The sequence below is a fragment of the Streptomyces aurantiaciflavus genome, from assembly GCF_049808595.1.
GTDB lineage: Bacteria > Actinomycetota > Actinomycetes > Streptomycetales > Streptomycetaceae > Streptomyces.
The window spans coordinates 106953-130577 of record NZ_JBNCAQ010000003.1 but is presented as its reverse complement, the minus strand read 5'-3'; the positions used below and the strand labels follow the sequence as shown (position 1 = coordinate 130577).

Here is a 23625-nt window from a genome sequence, read left to right as displayed (position 1 = left end):
TGCGGGTCTCCACCGGCGGGCCGGCGCGCCCCAGAATACCGCCTCGGGGCCCCCCCGGGGGGGGGGGGGGCCCTTCCTGCGTACTGAGGGGGTGGGGTCACACGGTCACACCACCTGGTGCAGCCAGCGCACCGGCGCTCCCTCGCCCGCGTACCGGAACGGCTCCAACTCGTCGTCCCACGGCTTGCCGAGCAGCTTGGCGAGTTCCGCCTCCAGGTCCGTCTCGCCGCGCTGTGACCGGGTCAGCGCGGCGCGCAGACGGTCCTCGGGGATGAGGATGTCGCCGTGGATGCCGGTGACGGCGTGGAAGATGCCGAGGTCGGGGGTGCAGCTGTAGCGCTCGCCCTCGGCGGTGGCGCAGGGTTCGGCGGTGACCTCGAAGCGGAGCAGCTGCCAGCCCCGGAGCGCGGAGGCGAGCTTGGAGGCGGTGCCGGGCTGGCCCTGCCAGGAGAACTCCGAGCGCCAGGTGCCGGGGGCGGCGGGCTGCCGGATCCAGTCGAGGTTGACGCGCGTGCCGAGCACCCCGGCGATGGCCCACTCGACGTGCGGGCACAGCGCGCGCGGCGCGGAGTGCACGTACAGAACTCCACGTGTCGTCACCGGGACCTCCGGGCAGCGGGGGACGGGCTTGCAGGCTGGCATGGCGGCGGTGGCAGGGAAGCCGCGTTGATGGCGAGGCTACCGTGCGGCGGCGCGAGGAGTGTGACGTACCGTCGGTCCCGGTGCCCCTGAACGCCTGCCATTCACCCGGCAGGACGCCTGGGCTGGGGCGTTCGGTTGCTTCTTGTGGAAGTCGGGAACTCCCGGACGTTGTCATGGATGGGGCCGGCGACTCGTCCGGCCGGGGCCTGCCGGACGACCGAGGGGACACCAGGGGATGGGGAAGCGAAGCCACCGCTCGCGGGCGGTCGTCGCCGTCACGGTGGCCGCCGTGCTGGGCGCGGCGGGCTGCGACGCCTTCGGCGCGGGCGGCCCCGAGCCGAAGGCGTCGCAGGCGCGCAAGGCCAGTTCCTCGCCGTCGCCGACCCCGGTGTGGGACAGCAGCCCGGCGTCGATCGCCGCGGTGGGCGACTCCATCACGCGCGGCTTCGACGCCTGTACGGTCCTGGCGGACTGCCCCGAGGTGTCCTGGGCGACCGGCGGCAGCGCCGAGGTGGACAGTCTGGCCGTGCGGCTGCTGGGGGCGGCGAAGGCGGCGACGCACAGCTGGAACTACGCGGCGACCGGGGCGCGGATGGCGGATCTGACGGCCCAGATGACGCAGGCGGCGGTACGGAAACCCGAGCTGGTGACGGTGATGGCGGGGGCGAACGACGCGTGCCGGGCGACGGCGGACGCGATGACTCCGGTGGCCGACTTCCGCGCGCAGTTCGAGGAGGCCATGCGCACCCTGCGCCGGACGGCGCCGAAGACGCAGGTGTACGTGGCGAGCGTGCCGAACCTGATGCGGCTGTGGTCGCAGGGGCGGACCAACGTGCTGGGCAAGCAGGTGTGGAAGCTGGGGATCTGTCCGTCGATGCTGGGCGACGCGGACGCGCTGGACTCGGCGGCGACCCTGCGGCGCGAGACCGTGCAGAAGCGGGTGGAGGACTACAACACGGTGTTGAAGGAGGTCTGCGCGAAGGACCTGCGGTGCCGTTTCGACGGCGGCGCGGTGTACGAGTACCGCTTCGGCACCGACCAGTTGAGCCACTGGGACTGGTTCCACCCGAGCAAGAACGGACAGGCGCGGCTCGCGGAGATCGCGTACCGGAAGGTCACCGGCCGGAGCGCGTGACTTAGGGTTCCGCCCATGAGCGAACACTTCGGAACACTTTCCGACGGCACGCCGGTGCACCGCTGGACCCTGGAGCGGGCGGGCGTCCGGGTGCGGGTCCTGTCGTACGGCGGGATCGTGCAGTCCGTGGAGGTCCCGGACCGGGACGGGCGGACGGCGAACGTGGTGCTGGGGTTCGCGGATCTGGACGGCTATCTCACGCATCCCGAGCCCTACCTGGGCGCCCTGGTCGGGCGGTACGCGAACCGGATCGCGCACGCCCGCTTCCCGCTGGACGGGGTGACGTACGCGCTCGCGCCGAACAACGCGCCCAACTCGCTGCACGGCGGTGAGCGGGGCTTCGACAAGCGGGTGTGGGAGGTGGTGCCGGTCGAGCACGGGCTGCGGCTGAGCCGCGTCAGCCCGCACGGCGAGGAGGGCTTTCCGGGCAGCCTGGAGGTCTCGGCGACGTACACGCTCGACGCGTCGGGCGCGCTGCGGTTGGTGTACGAGGCGGTCACGGACGCGCCGACGGTGGTGAACCTGACCAACCACAGCTACTTCAACCTCGGCGGCCCGGGCAGTGGGGAGGCCGTCGGCCATGAACTGCGTCTGGCCGCCTCCCGGTACACGCCGGTCGACTCCGACCTGATCCCGACCGGGGAACAGGCGGCGGTCGCGGGCACGCCCTACGACTTCCGGAAAGCCCGCAGGACCGGTTACGGCTACGACCACAACTTCGTGCTCGACAAGGGCGTCACGGACACGCCCGTGGAGGTGGCCGAGCTGCACGACCCGGCGTCCGGGCGGGTGCTGACGGTGGCCACGACCGAGCCGGGGCTCCAGGTGTACACCGCGGACCACCTGAGCGAGCCCTTCGTGCCCTGCGAGGGCATCGCGCTGGAGACCCAGCACTTCCCCGACTCCCCCAACCGTCCGGAGTTCCCGAGCACGGAGCTGCGGCCGGGCGGGGCGTACCGGTCGGAGACGGTGTACGGCTTCTCCGTGCGCTAGGGGCCCGGTCGGGGGCGGCCTCACCACGTGCGGCGGGGGGTGCCGCGCAGACGTGAACCCCGGTCCAGGGGTCAGGTCCCGGACCGGGGCTGTCCGTGGGGTGAGGAGTCCCGCGTCAGACGTTAATCGTCGCGGTGATCCTGCGGTCCGCGATCGACCTACCCACCTGGATTTCGTACGAACCCTTCACAAAGAACCACCGGTGAGCGGCCTCGTCCCAGACCTCGAAGGCGCGGTTCGGCAGGTCGACGACGGCCTCGGCGCTCTCCCCCGGCGCGGCCTCGACGCTCGCGAAGCCGGCCAGCCAGCGCGCCGGGCGCTCGGTTCCGGTGTCCGCGCCGGTGGGCGCGAGGTAGACCTGGACGACCTCGCGCCCGGTCCGCTCTCCGCGGTTGCGGACGCGGATCCGCACCGTCGTACCCGTCACCTCGACCGACTCGTACGACCAGTCGGTGTAGCCGAGGCCGTGGCCGAAGGGGTAGACGGGGGTGCGGCCCTTCTTCTCCCAGGCTCGGTAGCCGATGAAGACGCCCTCGGCGTACGGGAGTTCGCCGTCGGCGGGGGTGACCCGGGTGACCGGGGCGTCGGTGAGGGAGCCCCAGGTGGTGGGCAGGCGGCCGCCGGGCTCGTGGGCGCCGGTGAGGACGTCCGCGAGGGCGGCGCCGCCCTCCTGGCCGGGGAACCAGGTCAGCAGCACGGCGGCGACGTCCTCGCGCCACGGCAGCTCCACCGGGGAGCCCGCGTTGACGACCACGACGGTGTTGGGGTTGGCGGCGGCGACGGCGCGGACCAGGTCGTCCTGGCGGCCGGGGAGGTGGAGGTCCGAGCGGTCGAAGCCCTCGGACTCGACGCGGTCGGTGGTGGCGACGACGACCACGGCCGTGTCGGCGGCGCGGGCCGCCTCGACCGCCTCCGCGATCAGCTCGTCCGCGTCGCGCTGCGGCTCCTGGTGGGCGAGGGCGAAGGCGATGACCTTCAGCGGGACGTCCTCGGGGAGCTGGAAGACGTGGGTGAGGGAGACCTCGACCGGTTCGCCGGCGGTCAGTTCGGTCTCGGCGCGGAGCACCGGGGAGCCGAAGAACGCCTCGAAGGGGTCGCTGACGTCGGCCGGGAGCTGGACGTCGTCGTAGTGCGTCGTGCCGGCGACGGTGAGGGTGAAGGCGCCGACGCCCTTGATGCCGAAGGAGTGCGTTCCGGTGACGCGCGGGGTGAAGGTGCCGGTCAGCTCGACGGTGTGGAGGCGGTCGTGGGTGACGCCCTCGGGGAGGTCGGAGCCCATCCACTGGATCTGGCCGTTGGGTGCCGAACCGGTGCCGATCACGGTGCCGTCCGCGTCACGGCAGACGGCACGCAGGGTGAACCCCTTGTCGGCGACGGCGAGCTCGGTGGTGGGGTCGGCGCCGACGGCGTAGGTGAGGGTGCCCTCGGGGAGGGTGGCGGTGAGGCCGTCGAGCGGGGCGACGACGCGGGCCGGGAAGACGGTGGCGGAGCCGCCGCCGAGGACGCGGGCGTCACGGGCGGCGGCGCCGATGAGGGCGACCGTGCCGGGCTTCAGGGGAAGGGCGTTGTTCTCGTTGCGGACGAGGACGAAGGAGAGGCGGGCCAGTTCGCGGGCCAGGGCCTCGCCGTCGACGGGGGCGGGCGGCTCGGCGACGGCGGGTTCGGCGTCGGCGAGGGCGCCGACGCGGGCGGCCAGGCACAGGACACGGCGTACGGCGTCGTCGACCTCGGACTCGTCGAGGCGGCCGTCGCGTACGGCCTGGGCGAGGGCCTCGCCGTAGACGGTCCGTGGGCCGGGCATGGCGACGTCGAGGCCGCCCCTGAGGGCGCCGACGGTGTCGCGGGCGGCCATCCAGTCGGAGACGTTGAAGCCGTCGAAGCCCCATTCGCCCCGCAGGACCTCGTTCACCAGGTGGTGGTGCTCGGTCATCGTCGTGCCGTTGACCGTGTTGTAGGCGGTCATGACGCCCCAGGGGCGGGCGTCCGCGACGATGGCCTCGAAGGGGGCGAGGTACAGCTCGCGGAGGGCGCGTTCGCCGACCAGGTTGTTCACGGTGAAGCGGTCGGTCTCGGCGTCGTTGGCGACGAAGTGCTTGACGGTCGTGCCGACGCCGCCGGACTGGACTCCCTGGACGTATCCGGTGCCGATGCGGCCGGTCAGGTACGGGTCCTCGCTGTAGGCCTCGAAGTGGCGGCCGCCGAGCGGGGAGCGGTGGAGGTTGACCGTGGGGGCCAGGAGGACGTGGACGCCCTTGCGGCGGGCCTCCTGGGCGAGCAGCACGCCCGCGCGGCGGGCGAGGCCGGGGTCCCAGGTGGCGGCGAGGGCGGTCGGGGAGGGCAGGGCGACGGACGGGTCGTCGGCGGTCCAGCGCACGCCCCGGACGCCGATCGGGCCGTCGGACATCACGAGGGACGCGAGGCCGATCTCGGGCAGGGCGGGCAGGGACCACATGCCCTGGCCGGCCAGGAGCCGGGTCTTGGCGTCCAGGTCGAGCTTGCCGAGGGCCGCCTCGACGACCGCCTCGTTCTCCGCCATGGCGGTGCCTCCTCGTTGAGTCCGTGCAGTGCAGTGCCTCCATCGTGCATCGGTTACCTGTAGACCGGTAGGTTTCGTTATCTTGCCGTTACATTTGCCGCCCGGTGATGCCGTACCGTGGCGCCATGAGTGCCAGGGTCAGGAGCGAGGAGCGGCGCGCCGAGATCGTACGGGCGGCCCTGGAGGTGATCGCCGAGCGCGGCTACCGGGGGGCGAGTCTGGCCGCGGTGGCCGAGCGGGTCGGGCTGACCCAGCAGGGGCTGCTGCACCACTTCCCGACGAAGGACGCGCTGCTGGTCGCCGTGCTGGAGGAGCGGGACCAGTGGGACGCGGTGCCGCACACGCGGTGGCGGGTCGATCTGCTCGCCTCGCTGGTCGAGTACAACGCGATGCGCCCCGGGATCATCCAGACCTTCTCGGCGCTGCTGGGCGAGAGCGTCACCGAGGGCCATCCGGCGCGGGAGTACTTCACCGAGCGGTACACGCAGGTGCGGTCGAGCATGGCGGAGGTGCTGCGCGCCGAGTACGGCGACCGCCTGCCGAACGGCCTCACACCGGAGCGGGCCGCCCCCCTGCTGGTGGCGGTGATGGACGGGCTGCAGTACCAGTGGCTGCTGGACCCGGAGTCGGTGGACATGCCGGGCGCGTTCCGGGACTTCCTGCGGTTGCTGGGCGAGCCGGTGGACTGAGGGTCACTGGCCCCAGGCCACGGCCAGGGCCTTGCTCACCACGACGAGAACGGCGAGCGTGAGCGCCCCGGCGGTGTCCCCGACGGCCAGCAGGGCGAGCACCCCGGCCCCGAACCACAGCGCCTCGAAGCCGACGCGGGCGACGCCACGCGTCTTGTACCGGGCCTTCCGCGACCCGAACAGCGCCCAGAGCACGACGAGCAGCGCGGGTGCGGCGAGCCCGAGCAGCCAGGCGAGCGGGGTCGCCACCTCACGGGTGAAGCCCCAGCGGGCGACGGCCACGAGGGCGCCGATCTCGATCAGGAAGAGCACACCCAGGTTCACGGCCTTCGCTGCCTTCATGCGCGGCAGTATCACCCGTCGGCGACCACCGCCGCCACGACTTCGATCTCCACCTGCGCCTCCGGCCGGAACAGTCGCGGCACCTCGAAGGTCATGCTGGTGGGTGGGGTCCCGGTGAGGAATTCGCCGCGTACGGTGGCGTATTCGCCGAGCTTCGAGATGTCCGTCAGGTACGTGCGGATGTTGATGACGTCGGCCAGGGTGGCGCCGTGGGCCTTCAGCAGCGCGTCGATCGTCTCGAAGACGCCCCGGGTCTGCTCGGCGAGCGTGGCGCCCTCGGCGATCTGGCCCGAGAGGAACAACAGGGCACTCCCGTCCGGCTGTCGGACACGAGCGACCTGGGAGTAGTAGGGGCTGAGCGGCTGGGGCGCGGAGGCGGGACTGCCGAGGGTGATCTCCATGCGGTCGACGCTAGAGCCGGCCCCGTGATGCGACAAGCGAATGTCTAGCATAGCTGCCATGCCGAACCCGCATGACGAAGCCTCAGGTGTACCCGACCTCTCGACCGTCTGGCTGCGGGCGTTCCTGGTGGTCGCCCGGTGCGGCTCGTTCACGGTCGCCGCGCGGACACTGGGCTGGACCCAGTCGGCGGTGTCCCGTCAGATCTCGTCCCTGGAGGCGGCGTTGGGCGGCGCCCCGCTCTTCGACCGGCTGGCGCGGGGGGTGCGGCTGACGGAGGCCGGGCGGGTGCTGGTGCCGTACGCGGAGTCCGTCGCGGAGGCGTTGCAGGGGGCCGGGCGGGAGCTGACCGCGCTGCGGGAGGGGACCGGTGGCCGGCTGCGGTTCGGGGCGTTCGCCACGGCCGACGCGGCACTGGTGCCGCACGCCCTGGCCGCGTTCCGCGCCCGCCGCCCCGGCGTCCGCGTCACCCGCGAGGAGGGCTTCACACCGGCCCTGCTGGAGCGGCTGACCGCCGGTCACCTCGACCTGGCGGTCGTGTCGACGACGGGCCGCGCCCCCTTGGAGGCGTACACCCTGCACCACCTCCTCGACGAGTCCCTGTACGTCGCCGTCCCGGCCGCCCATCCGCTGGCCGGCCACCCCGGTCCCGTCCGGCTCGGCCGACTCGCCGACGCCGACTGGATCTCCGGCAGCGAGCATCCCGAGGGCACCCTGCTCGACGCGGCCCTGCGCGCGGGTTTCCGGCCGCGCGTCGCCCATGTCGTCGGTGAGTGGACGGCCAAGCAGGGCTATGTGGCCGCGGGTCTGGGCGTGACCCTGGTCCCGGCGCTCGCCGCCACGGCCGTACGACCGGACGTCGCCCTGCTGCCGGTCCTCGACGAGGGCGCGCCCGCGCGGGCGGTGTACGCGGCGACCGTACGGGGGCGGTCGTCGACGCCGGCGGAGGAGGGGTTCGTCGCCGCTCTCCGGGAGGCCACGGCGGCGGTGCCACGCACCATGGCGTAGACCACATCCGTCACGCGATACTTCCGCCGTCCCGCACCACGCGCCCCACAGCGACGGAAGGACCTGAATCCCCGTGCATTCCATACGAGTTCGCGTCGGCGTCCTCGGCATGGCCCTGACGGCCTGCCTCTCGGCCCCCGCGACCGCGACCGCGGCCGACGCGACGCCCTCGCCCACCGTCGAGGAGCAGCGGCTCGACCGGGCGGTCCCCCAGGAGATCCTCGCCCGCTCCGGATTCGACACGGTGGCCCCGCGGTTCGCCCGGCTGCTCGAGTCGGCGCACTCCTACGCGCAGGCCCGCCGGGTCGTCGTCCGCGAAGGCGGCGCCCTGTGGCGGCGGGCCGTCGACCGGGCGCAGGGGCGGGGGCCGGCCGGCGGGGAGCTCAGCCGGGACGACGACCGGCCGCTGTACTGGGCGCGGCTCGGCATGACACGTGAACTGCGCACCTGGGAGCCGGCATTCGGGATCAGCGACCGTCAGCGGACCGCGCTGCTCGACTCGCTGGAGCGCACCTCGCGCGGCCAGACCGACATCGGCTACCCGCATGCGGCCAAGGGCCTCAAGCGCGTCCTGGTCACCGGCTTCGACCCGTTCACCCTGGACCGGGACATCCGCATCTCCAACCCGTCCGGGGCGAGCGCCCTCGCTCTCGACGGCACGGTGATCGAGACGGCGGACGGGCCGGCCCGGGTGGAGACCGCCGTGTTCCCGGTGCGCTGGGAGGACTTCGCGCAGGGGACGGTGGAGCGCACCCTGCGGCCGTATCTGCCGCACGTCGACCTGTTCGCGACCGTCAGCCAGGGGCGCGTCGGCCGCTTCGACGTCGAGCGGACCAACGGGGCCTGGCGGGGCGGTTTCCCCGACAACGACGCCATCGGCCGCACCGAGACGATCCCGGTCACCGACCCGGGCTCGCAGCCCCAGTGGACGACCACGACCCTGCCGTACGCGAGGATCGTCGCGGCGGACACCGGCCGCTTCCCCGTCTACGACAACACCGGCGTGACCGAGATCCCGGCAGGGGCCACCGAGTCCGTCGTACGGCCGGACGGGCCCACCGCCGGGTCGACCGCGCGGGCCGGGGGCGGCGGCAACTACCTCTCCAACGAGATCGCCTATCGCGCCACCCTCCTGCGCGACCGTCTCGGCCTGCGCGACGTGCTGCCGGGCGGGCATGTGCACACGCCGGTGCTGCAGTTCGGCGCGGGGAACACCGATCCGGCGACGGGGACGGTGACCGACCCGGAGTTCGTGCGGAACCGGCTGGACATCATCGCCCAGGTGCGGGCGATCCTGGGCGTGGCCGTCGGCGAGTAGGCGCACCTCTGCGGCCGACGGGAGTCCGGCCTGCCAGTGAGCGTGACGGCCTGAGACGCCGGGGTCGCCGTCGGCGAGCAGGGCGGTCGGTGCGGGTCAGTGCACGGTCGGTGCGGTCAGTGCGAGGGGGCGAAGGCCAGGCTGACGCCCAGGCCGGCCAGGACGGAGCCGATGACCTTGTTGAGGACCTTCTGCGCGCGCAGCATCAGCGTGCGCATCCGCTCCTGCGAGAAGAAGACGGCGACCACGCCGAACCACAGCAGGTGGGCCAGCGACATGAACAGGCCGTAGCCCACCTGCTGGTACACCGGGGTGCCGGGGCTGACGACCTGGGCGAAGGTCGAGACCACGAAGAGGGTCGTCTTCGGGTTGAGGACGTTGGTGAGGAAGCCGGTGCGCAGCGCCGCGAACGGCGTCAGCTCCGTCTTGCCGGTCAGGTCGATCTCGACCTCGCCGCGGGTGCGGAAGGTGCGGACGCCGATGTGGACGAGGTAGGCCGCGCCGACCAGCTTGATGATCGTGAAGAGGTAGGTGGAGGACGCGATCAGCAGGCCCACGCCGAGCATCGTGTAGGTGACGTGCACGAGGACGCCGGCGGCGACGCCCATGGCCGCGAACAGGCCCGTACGCCGGCCGTAGAGGTAGCTGTTGCGGACGATCATGGCGAAGTCGGCGCCCGGCGCGATGACGGCCAGGACGGTGATGACGGCGACGGCGAGTATCTCGGTCACGATGTGGCGTTCTCCTCTTCACGGTCGTCGGCGCTGTCGCCGTCCCTGGTCTCCTCCCCCAGCAGCTCCCGCGCCATGAGGGTCGCGCCCGCGACCGCGCCCGGCATCAGGAACACCGCGACGACGGGGACGAGGAAGGCCAGGCCGAGGGGGGTGCCGAAGCCCCAGACGAGGGTCTTGCGGCCGCGCAGGAGGGTGAGGCGGGTGCGGAGGTCGACGTTCCTGCGCTGGAGGGCGACGGCGGTCAGCTCCTCGGTGAGGAAGAAGCCGGTGACGAAGAAGCCGATCACCGGGACGACCGTCTGCCCGAGGAACGGGACGAACCCGAGGGCGAACAGCAGCACGCCCCACAGCAGAGCCCGGACCACGATGCGCAGGCTGTCGCGGGCCGAGATCCACAGCTCGCGCCAGAGCGGCAGCCCCGAGTGGGGGGCCGTGCCGTCGGGCGAGACGTCGCGGTCGACCTTCTCGGAGAGGTTCTCGTAGAAGGGCTGCCCGATGAGCAGGGTGACCGCGGTGAAGGTGATGACGGCGAGGAGCAGTCCGAGGGCGAACAGCACGACCGTGAGGAACCCGCGGAACAGGCCGAGCCACGGGCTCGACCAGTCGTCGGCGAACGGCGTCGCCCAGGCCACGAAGTCCTCGCCCCACACCGCGAGCGCCACCAGCGCGCCCAGGTAGAGGACGAGCGTGATCAGCCCGGGAACGAGCCCGAAGCCGTACTGCTTGCCGTTGCGGGCCACCCATCGCTGGCCCTCCAGGAGGAACTTGAAACCCGCCCCGAGATCGCGCATGGGGGAACTCTATCGGCCGGGTGCGCGTCACCCGCCGACCTGGACGGTCAGGCGTCCCCCGCCTCCGTCGCCGTCCCCAGCATCCGCCGCAGCATGCCCCGCAGCACCACCCGCTCCTCCTCCGCCAGCCCCGCGAGCGGCTCCCGGGCGAACCGCAGCGACTCCCGCAGGCTCTTGGCCACCCGTCGCCCCTCCTCCGTGGCCGCCGCCAGCTTCACACGGCGGTCGGCCGGGTCGGGGCGGCGCTCGACCAGGCCCCGGGACTCCAGGCGGTCCACGATGCCGGTCACGTTGGACGGCTCGCACTTCAGCCTGTTCGCCAGCTTCCGCATCGGGAGCGGTTCCAGGGAGAGGAGGCTGAGGAGGCGGGCCTGGGCGCCGGTGAGGGCGTGCTCGGCGGCGGCCTCCTCGTAGTCCTCGTGGAAGCGGGCCACGACCTCGCCGATCAGCTCGACGACTTCCATGGTCAGGGCGTCGGGGAGGGGGGTCCGATGTGAGGTGGCCATGGTTTCAGGGTACCCGGATTACTTGACATGCTGAAATATTCAGGAGCATGGTTGTTTCAGGTACTGAAACATTTGCTTCTCGCCCGCACCGCAGCACGTAAGGAAAGGCCTCATGTCCGACACCCCCACGCTCCCCTCCGTCAGCCGTGAGTGGCGTCTGCTCAGCCGCCCCGTCGGCTGGCCGAAGCCCGAGGACTTCGAGCTGGCCGAGGCGGAGATCCGGCAGCCCGGCCCCGGCCAGGTGCTCGTCCGCAACGAGTACCTCTCCGTCGACCCGTACATGCGCGGCCGGATGAGCGCCGCCAAGTCCTACGTCGCCCCCTTCGAGCTGGGCAAGGCCATGCAGGGCGGCGCCGTGGGCGAGGTCGTCGCCTCCGAGGCCGAGGGCATCGCCCCGGGCGACCACGTGCTGCACTTCGGCGGCTGGCGCGAGTACGCCACCTTCGACGCCAAGCAGGCCGTCAAGGTCGACCCCGAGGCCGCACCCCTGTCCACGTACCTCGGCGTCCTCGGCATGACGGGCCTCACCGCCTACGCCGGCCTGCTGCGCACCGCCTCCTTCAAGGAAGGCGACTCGGTGTTCGTGTCGGGCGCGGCGGGCGCCGTCGGCAGCCAGGTCGGCCAGATCGCCAAACTCAAGGGCGCCTCGCGTGTGATCGGCTCGGCCGGCTCCGACGAGAAGGTCAAGCTGCTGGTCGAGGAGTACGGCTTCGACGCCGCCTTCAACTACAGGAACGGCCCCGTGGCCGAGCAGCTGCGCGAGGCGGCGCCCGACGGCATCGACGTCTACTTCGACAACGTCGGCGGCGACCACCTGGAGGCCGCGATCGGCTCCCTCAACCAGGGCGGCCGTATCGCCGTCTGCGGCATGATCTCGGTCTACAACAACACCGAGCCCGCCCCCGGCCCGAAGAACCTCGCCCGTCTGATCCAGACCCGCGGCCGCATCGAGGGCTTCCTGGTCGGCGACCACTACGACCTCCAGCCGCAGTTCGTCCAGGAGGTCGGCCCCTGGGTCCGCTCCGGCGAGCTCAAGTACCGCGAGACGGTCGTCGAGGGCATCGAGAACAACCTGGAGGCGTTCCTGGGCGTCCTGCGCGGCGACAACACCGGCAAGATGATCGTCAAGCTCTGACGGACTCCCCCGGCCCGGGAAATCCGGGCGTGACGCCGGTCCGACGACGTTCGTTGCGTACGACGAAGGCCGCACCCCTGGACGTGGGGTGCGGCCTTCGCCCGTGACGTGTGCTTCAGTTCAGCGCCGCCGTGTGCACGGCCTTCACCAGCCGTACGTTCTCCGGCGCCGCCCCGCCCGGGAAGGCGACGCGCCGACGTGTGTACCCGTACGCCAGCCCACTGCGTGGATCCGCGAAGGCCTGCGAACCGCCCGCGCCGCTGTGCCCGAACGCCCCGGCGCCCAGGAACGGGTACCACGTGTCGGCCACCGCCTGGAACCCGAGCCCGAACGACTTGTGTGTCCGGGCCACCAGGTCGTAGCCGGTCGAATGGATCTGTCCCACCTCTGCGATGGTGTCCGGCTTCAGCAGCGGCGGCCGCCCCTCCACCTCGCTGATCGCCGCCGCGTACATCCCCGCGAGCCCGCGCGCCGCCGCGACACCGCCCGCCGACGCCGGTCCCTTGGCGCGCACCGTACGGGAGTTGGCGTGATCCACCAGATCACCCGGCTCCGGCACATGCGTGTTGAACGCGATCGAGGAAAGACTGTGCGGCCCGGTCCGCACCGAGTCGAGCACGGCCTGCTGCTCCTGCGTGGGCGCCATGGGCTGTACGGACCGGAAGCGGGGCTCCAGCGCCTCGGGCAGCCCGAGGAAGAAGTTCAACTCGTACGGCACCCGCACCCGCTCGTCGTACACCTCCTGGAGCGTACGACCCGTGGCCCGCCGTACGACCTCGCCGGCGAGCGCGCCGATGACGAGTGCGTGATAGCCGAAAGCCGTACCCGGACGCCAGAACGGCTTCTGGTCCGCGAGCCGTTCGGCGATGGCGCGATCGTCGGCCAGTTCGTCGTCGGTGAACCCGGCGTCGAGCCCGACCAGCCCCGCCCGGTGGGCGAGCAGGTCGCGCAGAGTCAGCACGCCCTTGCCCTCGGCCGCGAACTCCGGCCAGTAGTAGGTGACTTTGCGGTCCAGCTCCAGCGTGCCGTCCTGCACGAGGAGCGCAACCACGAGGTGGGCCGCACCCTTGGTGGACGAGAAGACGCCGTACAGGGACTCGGCGTCGTTGCCGTGCCCGGCCCACAGGTCGACGACCTTGCGGCCGTGCACGTACGCGCACAACTGCCCTTCGTAGTCGGCCCGTTCCTCCGCCACGAACGCGGCGAACTCCTCCCGCACGGCCTCGAAACCGTCCGCGACGCTGCCGTGGATCTCCTGCGTCATCCGCTCTCCTCAACCAGACCGTTGCTTGCGACAGGACTCACTCCCGCTCAGTCTCCAGGAACGTGGTGCTCGTGGTGCGCACGCGTACCTCCTCCGGACTGCCGAGATCGTGGGAGCGGGATCGTGGGGTGCTTCCGTGGGCCGGTACGGCGAGGCCTGCCTGTTCGACTCAACTGCCACAGGAGGGTGTTGGTGTCACCGATACTCCGGATGGCCTACGACGACCGCCGGGAGCGGGCATGCTGAGGGCACCGGGTGCGTGTGCCGCGAGGAGACCCCATGGCGACGATTCCTTCGCTCCCCAGCAGGGACGACGTGCTGCGCGTGGCCCGCAGCACGACCGACATCACCGGACAACTCCTGGACACCGCGGGGAACATCGCCCGGATCGCGGTCAACACCCTCGACCCCCGCGACGGTTCGGGCGCCGAGGCGCTGAGGGTGCTGCGACGGACCACGGCCGACCTGGCCGAGGCCAGCGCCTCCCCCGAGGCGCAGGAGGCCTTCTACCGCGTCGTCGAGACCCTCACCCGCCTCGGCACCGGCGGGACACCCGTGAGCGAACCGGCCCAGGCGCTGCTGGCGGCGCTCGGCGAGACTCTGCTGCCGGTGCTGGACTCCGTGGAACCGGCCGTCGAGGAGTGCGCGGCGGTCCTGGGCGAACTGGTCGAGGCGACGTCCCCGCTCCTGCCCGCGGGCGCCGGCCTGGCGGCGGGGCTGGCACTGGCCCTCGTACCGGTGCTGCGCGCGGCGGCGGAGGTCCTGCGGGACTCGGCCCCGGAGCTGCACCGCATCGCGGACGCGGTGTCGACGACGGTGACCCCGCTTCTCCCCGTGCAGGCGGCTCTCACCGACCGCGCCGCCGCCGCGGGCGCGGACCTCGCCCGGGCTGTCCTCCCCGCCCTCGCCGACCTGACGGAGGCGGCGGCCACCTCGGCGCAGGCGGTACGGCCGCTCCTGGTGGCCGGCGAGGAACTGCTGGTCGCCGGCCTGGAGCAACTCCAGCCGGCCCTGCTGGCGGGCGCCGCCCACGCGGGCCGCGTGGCGCGGGCCACGGCGATACGGGTGTCGGCGGCGGTGTCGCCGAGTGGGGAGCGGGGGGTGGTGGTGGCGGTGGCGGCGGGGTGATCAGAAGGGCGGGACCTCGCTCCAGCGGATCTCGGCGCGCGCGTCCGGGGGGCGGTGGCCGGGCGCCGCGATCGCCTGCTCAGCAGCGTCCACGGCTGCGGATCACAGGTGCGCGTCACAGTGCCCGGGCATCTAGTGCCGCGACAGGCAACGTTCGCCCCGTCGCGACGCCCGGCACGCCCTCTCGCCGCACCGGCCGAAAGCCCAAGTACATCCAGTACGAGGGCTTCCGGCCGGCACACCGAGAGCACGCTCCCCCACCCTCGAACCGGCTTCGCACGGCTCGGGCGGGAGGTACCCCCACGACCCCGCTCCTCAACGGGCAAACGTTGCCTGCCGCGGCACTAGGCTCTTCGGATGACCAGGCATCCAGGCTTCGGCGTGCTGCTGGAGCGGCTGATGGATCACCGCGGGCTGGACGTCGGACCGCTCTCCCGGCAGGCCGAGGCCGCGGAGTCCGAGCTTGGCGCGGTGCTCGGGGGTGCGGCTCCTGACCCGGTGCTGCTGCGCAGGCTCGCGCCCGCGCTCGGCTGGCCCACCGCAGACCTCTTCGCCGTTGCCGGAGTACCGGTACCGGAGGAACTCGCACCGCTGGACGCGACGGCCGGGCGGCTGGTCCCGCACCTGGTGAAGCATGCCGTGGCGCTGCCCCCGCGGCGCAGGGACGCGTTGCTTCGCCGTGTCCGGTCACTGCCGCAGGAGAACCGCACGGTGCCTGTTCGGGCTCCACGACCGCATGAGCGGTACCCGCCGGGCTTCGGCGCCGCGCTTCTTCGGATGCTCGCCAACCGGAACCTGGACTGGATGGGCTCCGCCAGGGTCCTGTACCTGGTGTCGGGCCTGTACATGAGCGCGGCCACGATCGGTGGGGTCGGGCACGGCAGGGTGGAGCTGACCCGCGACCTACTGACCGATTTCGCAGTCGTACTGGGCATCCCCGTCGGCGACCTGGCGGCCATGGCCGGCCCTGTCGGCGAAGTCAACGTAGCGCTGGGCGAGCGGGTCCCATGGCAGCACTCGGCAGGACCCGACATGGCCGAACTGATCGCGGAGCTACGGCGACTGAGCTTCGACCAGATCCGCCAGGTCGGCACTGAGACGGGAGTCGAGTTGCGCTGATGACTGCGACCGCCGCCTGCCCGGCGTGCTTCGCGCTCGCCCGCCCGCTTGCCCTGACGGAGCGTCGGTACCCCGCCGCTGTGGCGACACCGGTGAGCGGTCCGGCGCACGCCGTAGGTGCGCCGGACCGCTCCGGACAGAAAACGTCCCTGTCGGCTCAGGTCTTCTTGCGGCTCGTCATGAAGCGCTGGATCAGGATGAACGCGCACAGCAGCACGCCGGTGGCGATCTTCGTCCACCAGGAGCTGAGCGTGCCCTCGAACTGGATGAGGCTCTTGATCAGGCCCAGGACGAGGACACCGAACAGGGTGCCCAGGACGTAGCCGGAGCCACCCGTCAGCAGGGTGCCGCCGATGACGACCGCGGCTATCGCGTCGAGTTCCATGCCGGTGGCGTGCAGCGGGTCACCGGACTGGATGTACAGCATGAACAACAGGCCGGCCAGGGCCGAGCAGAAGCCGCTCACCGTGTACACGGCGATCTTCGTGCCGCCCTGCGGGAGACCCATCAGCAGGGCCGACTGCTCGTTGCCGCCGATGGCGTACACCCGGCGTCCGAAGCGCGTGTAGTGCAGCACGTAGAACGCGACGCCGAGGACGACCAGGGCCACCACCGCACCGATCGACAGGTCGCCCAGGCCCAGCGACACCCGCGTCTGGGCCAGGTCGCTCACCGAGGCGTCGCTGATCGAGATCGACTCCTTGCTGATGACCAGGCACAGGCCGCGGAAGAGGAAGAGGCCGGCGAGGGTCACGATGAAGGGCTGGATCTCGAAGTTGTGGATCACATAGCCCATCAGGAAGCCACCGAACGCGCCGGCGCCCAGGGCGAGGAGGACGGCGATCGGCAGCGGCACCCCCTGACGCTCCACCAGCCACGCCGTGAACATCGTCGTGAAGCCGATCACCGAGCCGACGGACAGGTCGATGCCGCCGGACAGGATGACGAAGGTGACACCGACGGCGGCGACCAGCAGATAGCCGTTGTCGATGAACAGGTTCAGGAAGACCTGAGGTTCGGCGAACCCGTAGTACTGGTAGCGGCCCAGGCCCACGCCGTACATCACGAGGAAGAGCAGGGCCGTCGCCGCGACGGGCAGGCGCCGGTCGGCGAGCAGACGCGCGGCCCTGGACGGCGTACGGCTGTCCGGGGCGGCCGTGGGGCTCTGGGTGGTCGTGGTCATCACGACACCTCCATCTTGGGAGCGGCCTCGGTCGCCGCGGCGGTGTCCGCCGGGGCCGCGGCGGGCTTGCCGCTTCCCTTCGCGCCGGGCTTGGCACCGAACTTGTTGCCGAAGACCTTGGCGCGGAACTTCGGGGACTGCAGCAGGCAGACGACGATGACGACGGCGGCCTTGAAGACCAGGTTGGTCTGGGTCGGCACGCCGATGGTGTAGATCGTGGTGGTCAGGGTCTGGATGACGAGCGCGCCGACCACCGTGCCGCCGATGGAGAACCGGCCGCCCAGGAGCGAGGTGCCGCCGATCACCACGGCGAGGATCGCGTCGAGCTCGATCCACAGGCCGGCGTTGTTGCCGTCGGCGGCCGAGGTGTTCGAGCTGATCATCAGGCCCGCGATGCCCGCGCACAGCGCGCAGAACATGTAGACCATGATCTTGATGCGCCGGGAGCGGATGCCGACCAGGCGGCTGGCCTCGGCGTTGCCGCCGACCGACTCGACGAGCAGGCCGAGCGCCGTACGGCGGGTCAGCACGACGGTGACGGCCACGACCGCGGCCACCACGAAGATGGAGAAGGGCAGGGTCAGCCAGTAGCCGCCGCCGATCAGCTTGTACGGCTCGCTGTTGATGGTGATGATCTGGCCGTCGGTGATCAGCTGGGCGACACCGCGCCCGGCGACCATGATGATCAGCGTGGCGATGATCGGCTGGATGCCCATCCGGGCGACCAGGAAGCCGTTCCACAGGCCGCAGACGACCGCGGCCAGCAGGCCCAGACCCATGGCGAGCAGCACCCCGGACAGGGCGCCCTGGTCGGCCTGGTCACTGATGTACGAGCAGGCGAGTGCTCCGGTGATGGCGACCACGGCGCCGACGGAGAGGTCGATGCCGCCGGTGGCGATGACCAGGGTCATGCCGACCGCCACCAGGATGAGGGGCGAGCCGAACAGCACGATCGAGACGAGGCTGCCGTAGAGGTGGCCGTCCGTCATCTTGATCGAGAAGAAGTCGGGCGTGAAGGGGACGTTGACGAGCAGCAGGACGACGAGGACCGCGACCGGCCAGAACAGGTGGTGATGGGTCAGTGCTCGCCATCGGGACGGTGTGGTCACTGAGGGGGTGCTCACTGGTGCTCTCCGCTCGCGATGGTCTCCATGATCCGGCTGGTGGTGATCTCGGGCCCGTTGGTGAGCTGCGCCACCAGCCGGCGGTCGCGCAGCACCCCGATGGTGTGACTGAGCCGGAGTACCTCCTCCAGCTCGGCCGCGATGTACAGCACGGACATGCCGTCCTCGGAGAGGGAGACCACGAGTTTCTGGATCTCCGCCTTGGCGCCGACGTCGATGCCGCGCGTCGGTTCGTCCAGGATCAGCAGCTTCGGCTGGGTGATCAGCCAGCGGGCCAGCAGCACCTTCTGCTGGTTGCCGCCGCTGAGCTGGCCGACGCGGGCCTCCGGGTTGGCGGGGCGGATGTCGAGCGCCTTGATGTACTTGGCGACGAGCTCGTCGCGCTGGGAGGCCGGGATGGGCCGGGTCCAGCCGCGGGACGCCTGGAGGGCGAGGATGATGTTCTCCCGCACCGTCAGATCGGGGACCAGGCCCTCGGTCTTGCGGTTCTCCGAGCAGAACGCGACGCCGGCGCCGATCGCGTCGTTCGGGGCGCTGAGCGAGACCTGCTTGCCGCCGACGGTCACCTTGCCGCTGTCGGGCTGGTCGGCGCCGAACAGCAGCCGGGCCAGCTCGGTACGGCCGGACCCGAGCAGTCCGGCGAGTCCGAGCACCTCGCCCTTCTTGATCTCCAGGTCGAAGGGGGCGATGCCGCCGGTCCGGCCGAGGCCGTCCGCCCGCAGCAGTGTCTCGCCGACGTCGGAGTGCAGCTGGTGGTCGTGGAGCTCCTCCAGCTGGTCCAGGGCCTTGCCGATCATCAGCTGGATCAGCCCGACCTGGTCGAGGTCGCCGACCATGTGCTCACCGACGAGCGTGCCGTTGCGCAGGACGGTCATCCGGTCGCAGATCTCGTAGATCTGGTCGAGGAAGTGCGAGACGAACAGGATCGCCACGCCCTCGTCCTTCAGCCGCCGCATCAGGCGGAACAGTTCCTGGACCTCGTCGCGGTCGAGGCTGGACGTCGGCTCGTCCAGGACCAGCACCTTGGTGCCCGATCCCTGGCCGTCGCTGTCGCCGGTGCCCACCGACCGCACGATCGCGACCAGTTGCTGCACGGCCAGCGGGTACGAGGACAGGGGCGCGGTGACGTCGATGTCGAGGCCGAGCCGGTCCACCAGCTCCGCCGCCTCCTTGCGCATCCGCTTCCACTGGATGCGGCCCATGCGGGTCGGCTCGCGCCCGATGAAGATGTTCTCCGCCACCGACAGGTTCGGGCAGAGGTTCACCTCCTGGTACACCGTGCTGATGCCGGCCTGCTGCGCCTGCAGCGGGCTGCCGAACAGCACGGACCTGCCGTCCAGGGTGATGGTGCCGCCGTCCAGGGAGTAGACCCCCGTCAGCACCTTGATCAGGGTGGACTTCCCCGCGCCGTTCTCGCCCATCAGGGCGTGGATCTCGCCGGGGAAGAGCCGGAAGTCGACGCCCGACAGAGCCCGTACCCCCGGAAACTCCTTGACTATGCCCGTCATCTCCAGGACGGGCCGCGGCTCTGCCATGGCAGCGCTCCTCGTGGGATTGGTTCAGGCCCGCAGGGAGCCCCGGGACCGATGGCTCGGTCGGCCGGAGGCTCCCTGCCGGTGGGTGCGGTCGGTCAGTACTTGCGGGTCGGGAGCGCGGCGGCGGCCTGGTCCTGCATGAAGTCGCCCTCCTTGGTCTTGATCCAGCGCTCGACCGTCTCGCCGTCCTTGACCTTCTTCACGACGTCCATCAGCTGGGGGCCGAGCAGCGGGTTGCACTCGACGATGGCGTTGATCTTGCCCTCGGACATGGCGACGAAGCCGTCCTTCACGCCGTCGATCGAGACGATGAGGATGTCCTTGCCGGGCTTCTTGCCGGCCGCCTCGATGGACTGGATGGCGCCGATGGCCATGTCGTCGTTGTGCGCGAAGAGGACGTTGATGTCCGGGTTGGACTGCAGGAAGGCCGCCATGACCTGCTTGCCGCCGGCGCGGGTGAAGTCACCGGTCTGGCTGACGACGATCTTCCAGTCGTCCTTGTGGCTCGCGTCCATGACCTCCTTGAAGCCCTTGGCGCGCTCGATCGCCGGGGCGGCGCCGGTGGTGCCCTCCAGCTGGGCGATCTTCACCGGGGCCTTGAGACCGGCCTTGGCGATGACCTTCTCGAGGATCTTGGCGGCGCGGCGGCCCTCGTCGGTGAAGTCGGAGCCGACCAGGGTGACGTACAGGGAGTCGTCGGAGGTCTCCACCGAGCGGTCGGTGAGGACCACCGGGATCTTCGCGGCCTTGGCCTCCTTGAGCACCGCGTCCCAGCCGGTGACGACCACCGGCGAGAAGGCGATGACGTCCACCTTCTGCGCGATGTAGCTGCGGATGGCGGAGATCTGGTTCTCCTGCTTCTGCTGGGCGTCGGAGAACTTGAGGTTGTAGCCGGCCTCCTTGGCGGCGTCCTTCACCGACTGGCTGTTGGCGGTGCGCCAGCCGCTCTCCGAGCCGACCTGGGAGAAGCCGAGCGTGAGCGTCTTGCTGCCGCCCCCGGAGGAGGCGGAGGTGCTCTCGTCCTTCTTGGCGCAGGCGGACAGGCCGCCCGCGGCCGCCACGCCGACCGCCGCAGTGAGGAAGTTCCGTCTGTTGAGCATGTTCTTCTCCTTTGAAGAGCCGGCCCGGGGTTGGACCGCTGGTACTCGATGGGACCGGCCGCACTGCGTCCAGCCTGTCGATCATTGTTCGGAATACCGGCCACACGGAGGGGCGAAAGCAGCCGGTGGGTGGGTCAGAGAGGTACGCCCTCCGCTTGGGCGGCGTGGGGGAAGGTGCTGGCGCGGACGACGAGTTGGGGTTCGATCGCGACCCGGGACGTGGTGGCGGGTGGCCGGCCCTCGATCAACTCCAGGAGCAGCGCGATGCCTTGTTTGCCGACCGCCGCGAAGTCCTGCCGGACGGTGGTGAGAGGCGGGGCGAAGAACTCCGACTCCGGGATGTCGTCGAAGCCGACCACCGCGACGTCCTGGGGAGTTCGGACGCCCGCCTCACGCAGGGCCCGCATCGCCCCCAGTGCCATCTGGTCGTTGGCGACGAAGACGGCGGTCAGTCCCCGGCCCACCCAGCCCGCCAGTTCCTGGCCCGCCCGGTAGCCCGACAGCGGACTCCAGTCCCCCCGCAGCAGCATGGGCGGCTCGACACCCGCCGCTTCGAGGGTGGCCCGCCAGCCGGCGGCCCGGTCGGCCGCCTCCTGCCAGTCCTCCGGGCCCGCGAGGTGCCAGACCTTGCGGTGGCCGGCGGCCAGCAGATGCCCGGTGGCCAGCCGGGCTCCGAGGTGCTGGTCCACGCTCACGCTGGGGATGTCCACACCGGTCCCGCTGCCCACGACCACCACCGGGAACGGATGGCGGAGTTCGGCCAGAGCGTCCACCGCCGACCGCTGCGGGGTGATGGCGACCACTCCCTCCACCCCGCCCTCGCTGAGGTGGTCCAGCGCCTCGGACAGCTTCTCCACGGTCAGTTTGCGCAGACTGACCGTCGAGACGAGATATCCCTCGGCACGCGCCGCCTCCTCGAGCGCGAACAAGGTGCTGGCCGGCCCGTAGAGGGTGGTGTCGGAGGCGACCACCCCCAGGGTCCGGGTGCGCCGGGTCGCCAGGGCCCGGGCGGAGGAGTTGCGACGGTAGCCCATCTCCTCGATCGCGCGCAGCACCCTGGCCCGGGTCTCGTCCCGCACATTGGGGTGGTCCCCCAGGACGCGGGACACGGTCTGGTGGGACACACCGGCCAGGCGTGCCACGTCGGCCATGGTGGGCGGCCGAAGCTGCGCGTGGGTCACGGCCGCACCTCCTTGGCGGTCGTCTGCCGATAAGGCCTGTGATGTGGGCGGACGATCCCGCGCCGCCGGCTTCATGCCGGGATTCCCGGAAGCCCCAAGTCCTCGGCCAACAGGGCAGGTTGGGATTCTGCGGGCATGACGCTCATACCTCCCGTGCTGGCGTTGGACGCTGACTGGTGAATGCGGACGTCATTGTGAGCGCTAACAATTCATGGCGGTCAAGGGGTCTGCGCCGGAACGTCGTCACGGTTGAATAACGCCCCCAGTCGCGGCAGTTGAGAACGCGGCCGGCCAAGGCGGCACATTCCGTCCAGGCCGCCGCCCGACGGCAGGCCGATTCGTCCGGGTACGACACCACACTCCCCGGCAGGTCGAGGCGCCCGCGCCGACCGGCGAACCGACGACGGGCTCAGCGGCCGGGGCGCGGCGGACTCCCGGGCGGCGCGGGGGCGTTGGTGGAAGCGGGAGGGTACGGTGTCCGTCCTGGACGGCCGTCCAGGACGGACCGCCGCCCGCTCAACGGCTCACACGACGGACGCCCACCCGGCTCGGGCGAAGCGCGATCCGTCCCACTGGAGCCCTACGAGCACCACCACAAGAAGCGCTGGCACGTCTCCGACGGCGACGGTTCCGGTTTGGGGGGCGCGTTCGACGGCGTCGGGTCGGCGGTCGGGGTGGAGTCGGAGTCCGACGGGGCCGTCGAGCCGGCGGAGCCCGGGAGGGTGGCCGACCGGCCTTCCTTTTCCGGGGTCTGTGTGGCCGCACCCGAGGACTGCGACGCCGACGGGGAGGCGGAGGCGGAGGCCGACGCGGAATCGGAGGCGGCGGGGGAGGGCGAGACCTTGTCCGCCCCCGTGTCCGTCCTGTCGTCCAGGGGCCGCCCGGACGCGCTCGGCTCCGTCGTCGAGTCGTCGATCTCGGAGGACTCGCCCCCGGCGGCCGCCGGGTTCGGCGAGGAGGAGAACAGCGGTGCGTCCACGCCGAGTTCGGCCAGGCTCAGACCACCCGCCGCCAGGACGAAGCCGACGGCGATCAGCACCGTGCGCTTGCGGCGCCGGCGGTGGACCGCGGCCTTGCGGTCGCGTCGACTCGCCTCCGACGCGGCAGCGGCACCCGCCGGGCCCCGCCGGCCACCCCGGCCCTGCCCACGGCGGCGTGCCGCACGGCCCTGAGGCTCGCCACCGTCGCTCTCTCGATCACCGTGCTCGCCGTGGTGGTCATGATCGCCACCATCGCGGTCAGCGCCGTTGTCACCGTTGTCGCCATGATGATCGCGACCGCCGTGGTGGCCTTGATCGTCGCGATGGCCCTGATCGTCGTGATCGCCGTGATGGCCCTGATCGCCGCGATGGTCGCGATGGCCCTGATCGCCGTAATGGCCATGATGGTCGCGATCGCCGTGATCGACCGGAGCGTGGTGGCCGTCGTACGACTCCGGCTCGGACGCGTCCTGCGGATACGCGCGTAGCGGTTCGGCAGGCGCGCCGCACCCCGGGCAGGCGAGGGCGCCGTTGAGGTGCCGTCGGCACGGGTGGCAGTAGTCCATGACGCGGGAAGACTAGGTGCCCGGACGGTCACGTTCCTAGGTTCACCTGGTGAAAGTTGTGTGGGAACCGGCCATACCGGTGCGGCGGCTCGAGTGACCTGCCACACACTTTCAGGCACCAATTCTCGAAAGGGCGCCGAAACTTCCGAAACCGTTACCTGTTCGACCCATTGACACCCCCGTCGCGCCATCCTTACTGTCTGGCCAGCATTTCGAA

Annotated in this window: 22 protein-coding genes; 8 read left to right on the top strand and 14 right to left on the bottom strand. The window is 71.4% G+C overall.

Features of this window, described 5'->3' with window-relative positions; translation table 11 throughout:
* Nucleotides 1-105 precede the first annotated feature (105 nt).
* Nucleotides 106-600 (bottom strand): DUF3145 domain-containing protein, encoded by a 495-nt coding sequence (locus ACPT94_RS04030; protein WP_360343378.1) that lies wholly within the window; start codon nt 598-600, stop codon nt 106-108.
* 277 nt (nt 601-877) lie between these two features.
* On the opposite strand from ACPT94_RS04030, the gene ACPT94_RS04025 reads away from it, so the two are divergent.
* Entirely contained in the window at nt 878-1777 is a 900-nt protein-coding gene (locus ACPT94_RS04025; protein WP_425245117.1) for an SGNH/GDSL hydrolase family protein, read from the top strand.
* A 15-nt stretch (nt 1778-1792) separates the two neighbouring features.
* Entirely contained in the window at nt 1793-2770 is a 978-nt protein-coding gene (locus ACPT94_RS04020; protein ID WP_425245116.1) for an aldose epimerase family protein, read from the top strand.
* Nucleotides 2771-2885: 115 nt separating this feature from the next.
* On the opposite strand, the gene ACPT94_RS04015 is transcribed toward ACPT94_RS04020, so the two are convergent.
* Entirely contained in the window at nt 2886-5306 is a 2421-nt protein-coding gene (locus tag ACPT94_RS04015; RefSeq protein ID WP_425245115.1) for a beta-glucosidase, read from the bottom strand.
* A 107-nt stretch (nt 5307-5413) separates the two neighbouring features.
* Here ACPT94_RS04015 and ACPT94_RS04010 point away from each other — a divergent pair, with 107 nt between their 5' ends.
* The gene (locus ACPT94_RS04010; protein ID WP_425245114.1) at nt 5414-5995 is read left to right on the top strand and encodes a TetR/AcrR family transcriptional regulator; all 582 of its coding nucleotides are present in this window, start codon (nt 5414-5416) and stop codon (nt 5993-5995) included.
* A gap of 3 nt (nt 5996-5998) precedes the next feature.
* On the opposite strand, the gene ACPT94_RS04005 is transcribed toward ACPT94_RS04010, so the two are convergent.
* Together ACPT94_RS04005 and ACPT94_RS04000 are read right to left on the bottom strand one after the other, a co-directional pair.
* Nucleotides 5999-6337, bottom strand: coding sequence for a YrdB family protein (locus ACPT94_RS04005; protein ID WP_360343363.1), 339 nt, complete (start codon nt 6335-6337; stop codon nt 5999-6001).
* 11 nt (nt 6338-6348) lie between these two features.
* Nucleotides 6349-6738 (bottom strand): RidA family protein, encoded by a 390-nt coding sequence (locus tag ACPT94_RS04000; RefSeq protein ID WP_360343360.1) that lies wholly within the window; start codon nt 6736-6738, stop codon nt 6349-6351.
* Nucleotides 6739-6796: 58 nt separating this feature from the next.
* Here ACPT94_RS04000 and ACPT94_RS03995 point away from each other — a divergent pair, with 58 nt between their 5' ends.
* Together ACPT94_RS03995 and ACPT94_RS03990 are read left to right on the top strand one after the other, a co-directional pair.
* Nucleotides 6797-7744 carry a LysR family transcriptional regulator gene (locus ACPT94_RS03995; RefSeq protein WP_425245113.1) on the top strand — a complete coding sequence of 316 codons (948 nt, stop codon included), beginning with the start codon at nt 6797-6799 and terminating at the stop codon, nt 7742-7744.
* A 73-nt stretch (nt 7745-7817) separates the two neighbouring features.
* On the top strand, nt 7818-9062 hold the full coding sequence (locus tag ACPT94_RS03990; protein ID WP_425245112.1) for a pyroglutamyl-peptidase I: 1245 nt from the start codon (nt 7818-7820) through the stop codon (nt 9060-9062).
* 116 nt (nt 9063-9178) lie between these two features.
* Here ACPT94_RS03990 and ACPT94_RS03985 read toward each other — a convergent pair whose 3' ends face one another.
* The 3 genes from ACPT94_RS03985 to ACPT94_RS03975 are packed head-to-tail and all read right to left on the bottom strand — an operon-like array spanning nt 9179 to nt 11093.
* Nucleotides 9179-9793 (bottom strand): LysE family translocator, encoded by a 615-nt coding sequence (locus tag ACPT94_RS03985; RefSeq protein WP_360343351.1) that lies wholly within the window; start codon nt 9791-9793, stop codon nt 9179-9181.
* Nucleotides 9790-10587, bottom strand: a complete 798-nt coding sequence (locus ACPT94_RS03980) for an EI24 domain-containing protein (RefSeq protein ID WP_360343348.1) — start codon at nt 10585-10587, stop codon at nt 9790-9792. The genes ACPT94_RS03985 and ACPT94_RS03980 overlap by 4 nt, the downstream gene beginning before the upstream one ends.
* Nucleotides 10588-10634: 47 nt before the next feature.
* Complete coding sequence (locus tag ACPT94_RS03975) at nt 10635-11093, bottom strand: MarR family winged helix-turn-helix transcriptional regulator (protein ID WP_360343345.1); 459 nt, start codon at nt 11091-11093, stop codon at nt 10635-10637.
* Between the two features lie 112 nt (nt 11094-11205).
* Here ACPT94_RS03975 and ACPT94_RS03970 point away from each other — a divergent pair, with 112 nt between their 5' ends.
* Nucleotides 11206-12228: an NADP-dependent oxidoreductase gene (locus ACPT94_RS03970; RefSeq protein WP_360343342.1), complete on the top strand. Its 1023-nt coding sequence runs from the start codon at nt 11206-11208 to the stop codon at nt 12226-12228.
* Nucleotides 12229-12343: 115 nt separating this feature from the next.
* On the opposite strand, the gene ACPT94_RS03965 is transcribed toward ACPT94_RS03970, so the two are convergent.
* Entirely contained in the window at nt 12344-13492 is a 1149-nt protein-coding gene (locus ACPT94_RS03965) for a serine hydrolase domain-containing protein (RefSeq protein WP_360343339.1), read from the bottom strand.
* A 279-nt stretch (nt 13493-13771) separates the two neighbouring features.
* On the opposite strand from ACPT94_RS03965, the gene ACPT94_RS03960 reads away from it, so the two are divergent.
* Complete coding sequence (locus ACPT94_RS03960; protein ID WP_425245111.1) at nt 13772-14620, top strand: hypothetical protein; 849 nt, start codon at nt 13772-13774, stop codon at nt 14618-14620.
* Between the two features lie 357 nt (nt 14621-14977).
* On the top strand, nt 14978-15739 hold the full coding sequence (locus ACPT94_RS03955; protein ID WP_425245110.1) for a hypothetical protein: 762 nt from the start codon (nt 14978-14980) through the stop codon (nt 15737-15739).
* A gap of 157 nt (nt 15740-15896) precedes the next feature.
* Here ACPT94_RS03955 and yjfF read toward each other — a convergent pair whose 3' ends face one another.
* The 6 genes from yjfF to ACPT94_RS03925 all read right to left on the bottom strand — a co-directional run bounded on the left by yjfF (nt 15897) and on the right by ACPT94_RS03925 (nt 23408).
* Complete coding sequence (yjfF, locus tag ACPT94_RS03950; protein ID WP_360343330.1) at nt 15897-16922, bottom strand: galactofuranose ABC transporter, permease protein YjfF; 1026 nt, start codon at nt 16920-16922, stop codon at nt 15897-15899.
* Nucleotides 16922-18031: an ABC transporter permease gene (locus ACPT94_RS03945; protein WP_360343393.1), complete on the bottom strand. Its 1110-nt coding sequence runs from the start codon at nt 18029-18031 to the stop codon at nt 16922-16924. The genes yjfF and ACPT94_RS03945 overlap by 1 nt, the downstream gene beginning before the upstream one ends.
* 11 nt (nt 18032-18042) lie before the next feature.
* Complete coding sequence (locus ACPT94_RS03940; protein WP_360343327.1) at nt 18043-19581, bottom strand: sugar ABC transporter ATP-binding protein; 1539 nt, start codon at nt 19579-19581, stop codon at nt 18043-18045.
* A 95-nt stretch (nt 19582-19676) separates the two neighbouring features.
* Entirely contained in the window at nt 19677-20681 is a 1005-nt protein-coding gene (locus ACPT94_RS03935) for an ABC transporter substrate-binding protein (RefSeq protein WP_360343324.1), read from the bottom strand.
* Nucleotides 20682-20815: 134 nt separating this feature from the next.
* Entirely contained in the window at nt 20816-21862 is a 1047-nt protein-coding gene (locus ACPT94_RS03930) for a LacI family DNA-binding transcriptional regulator (RefSeq protein ID WP_425245109.1), read from the bottom strand.
* Between the two features lie 580 nt (nt 21863-22442).
* Nucleotides 22443-23408 carry an SCO2400 family protein gene (locus ACPT94_RS03925; protein WP_425245108.1) on the bottom strand — a complete coding sequence of 322 codons (966 nt, stop codon included), beginning with the start codon at nt 23406-23408 and terminating at the stop codon, nt 22443-22445.
* Nucleotides 23409-23625 lie beyond the last annotated feature (217 nt).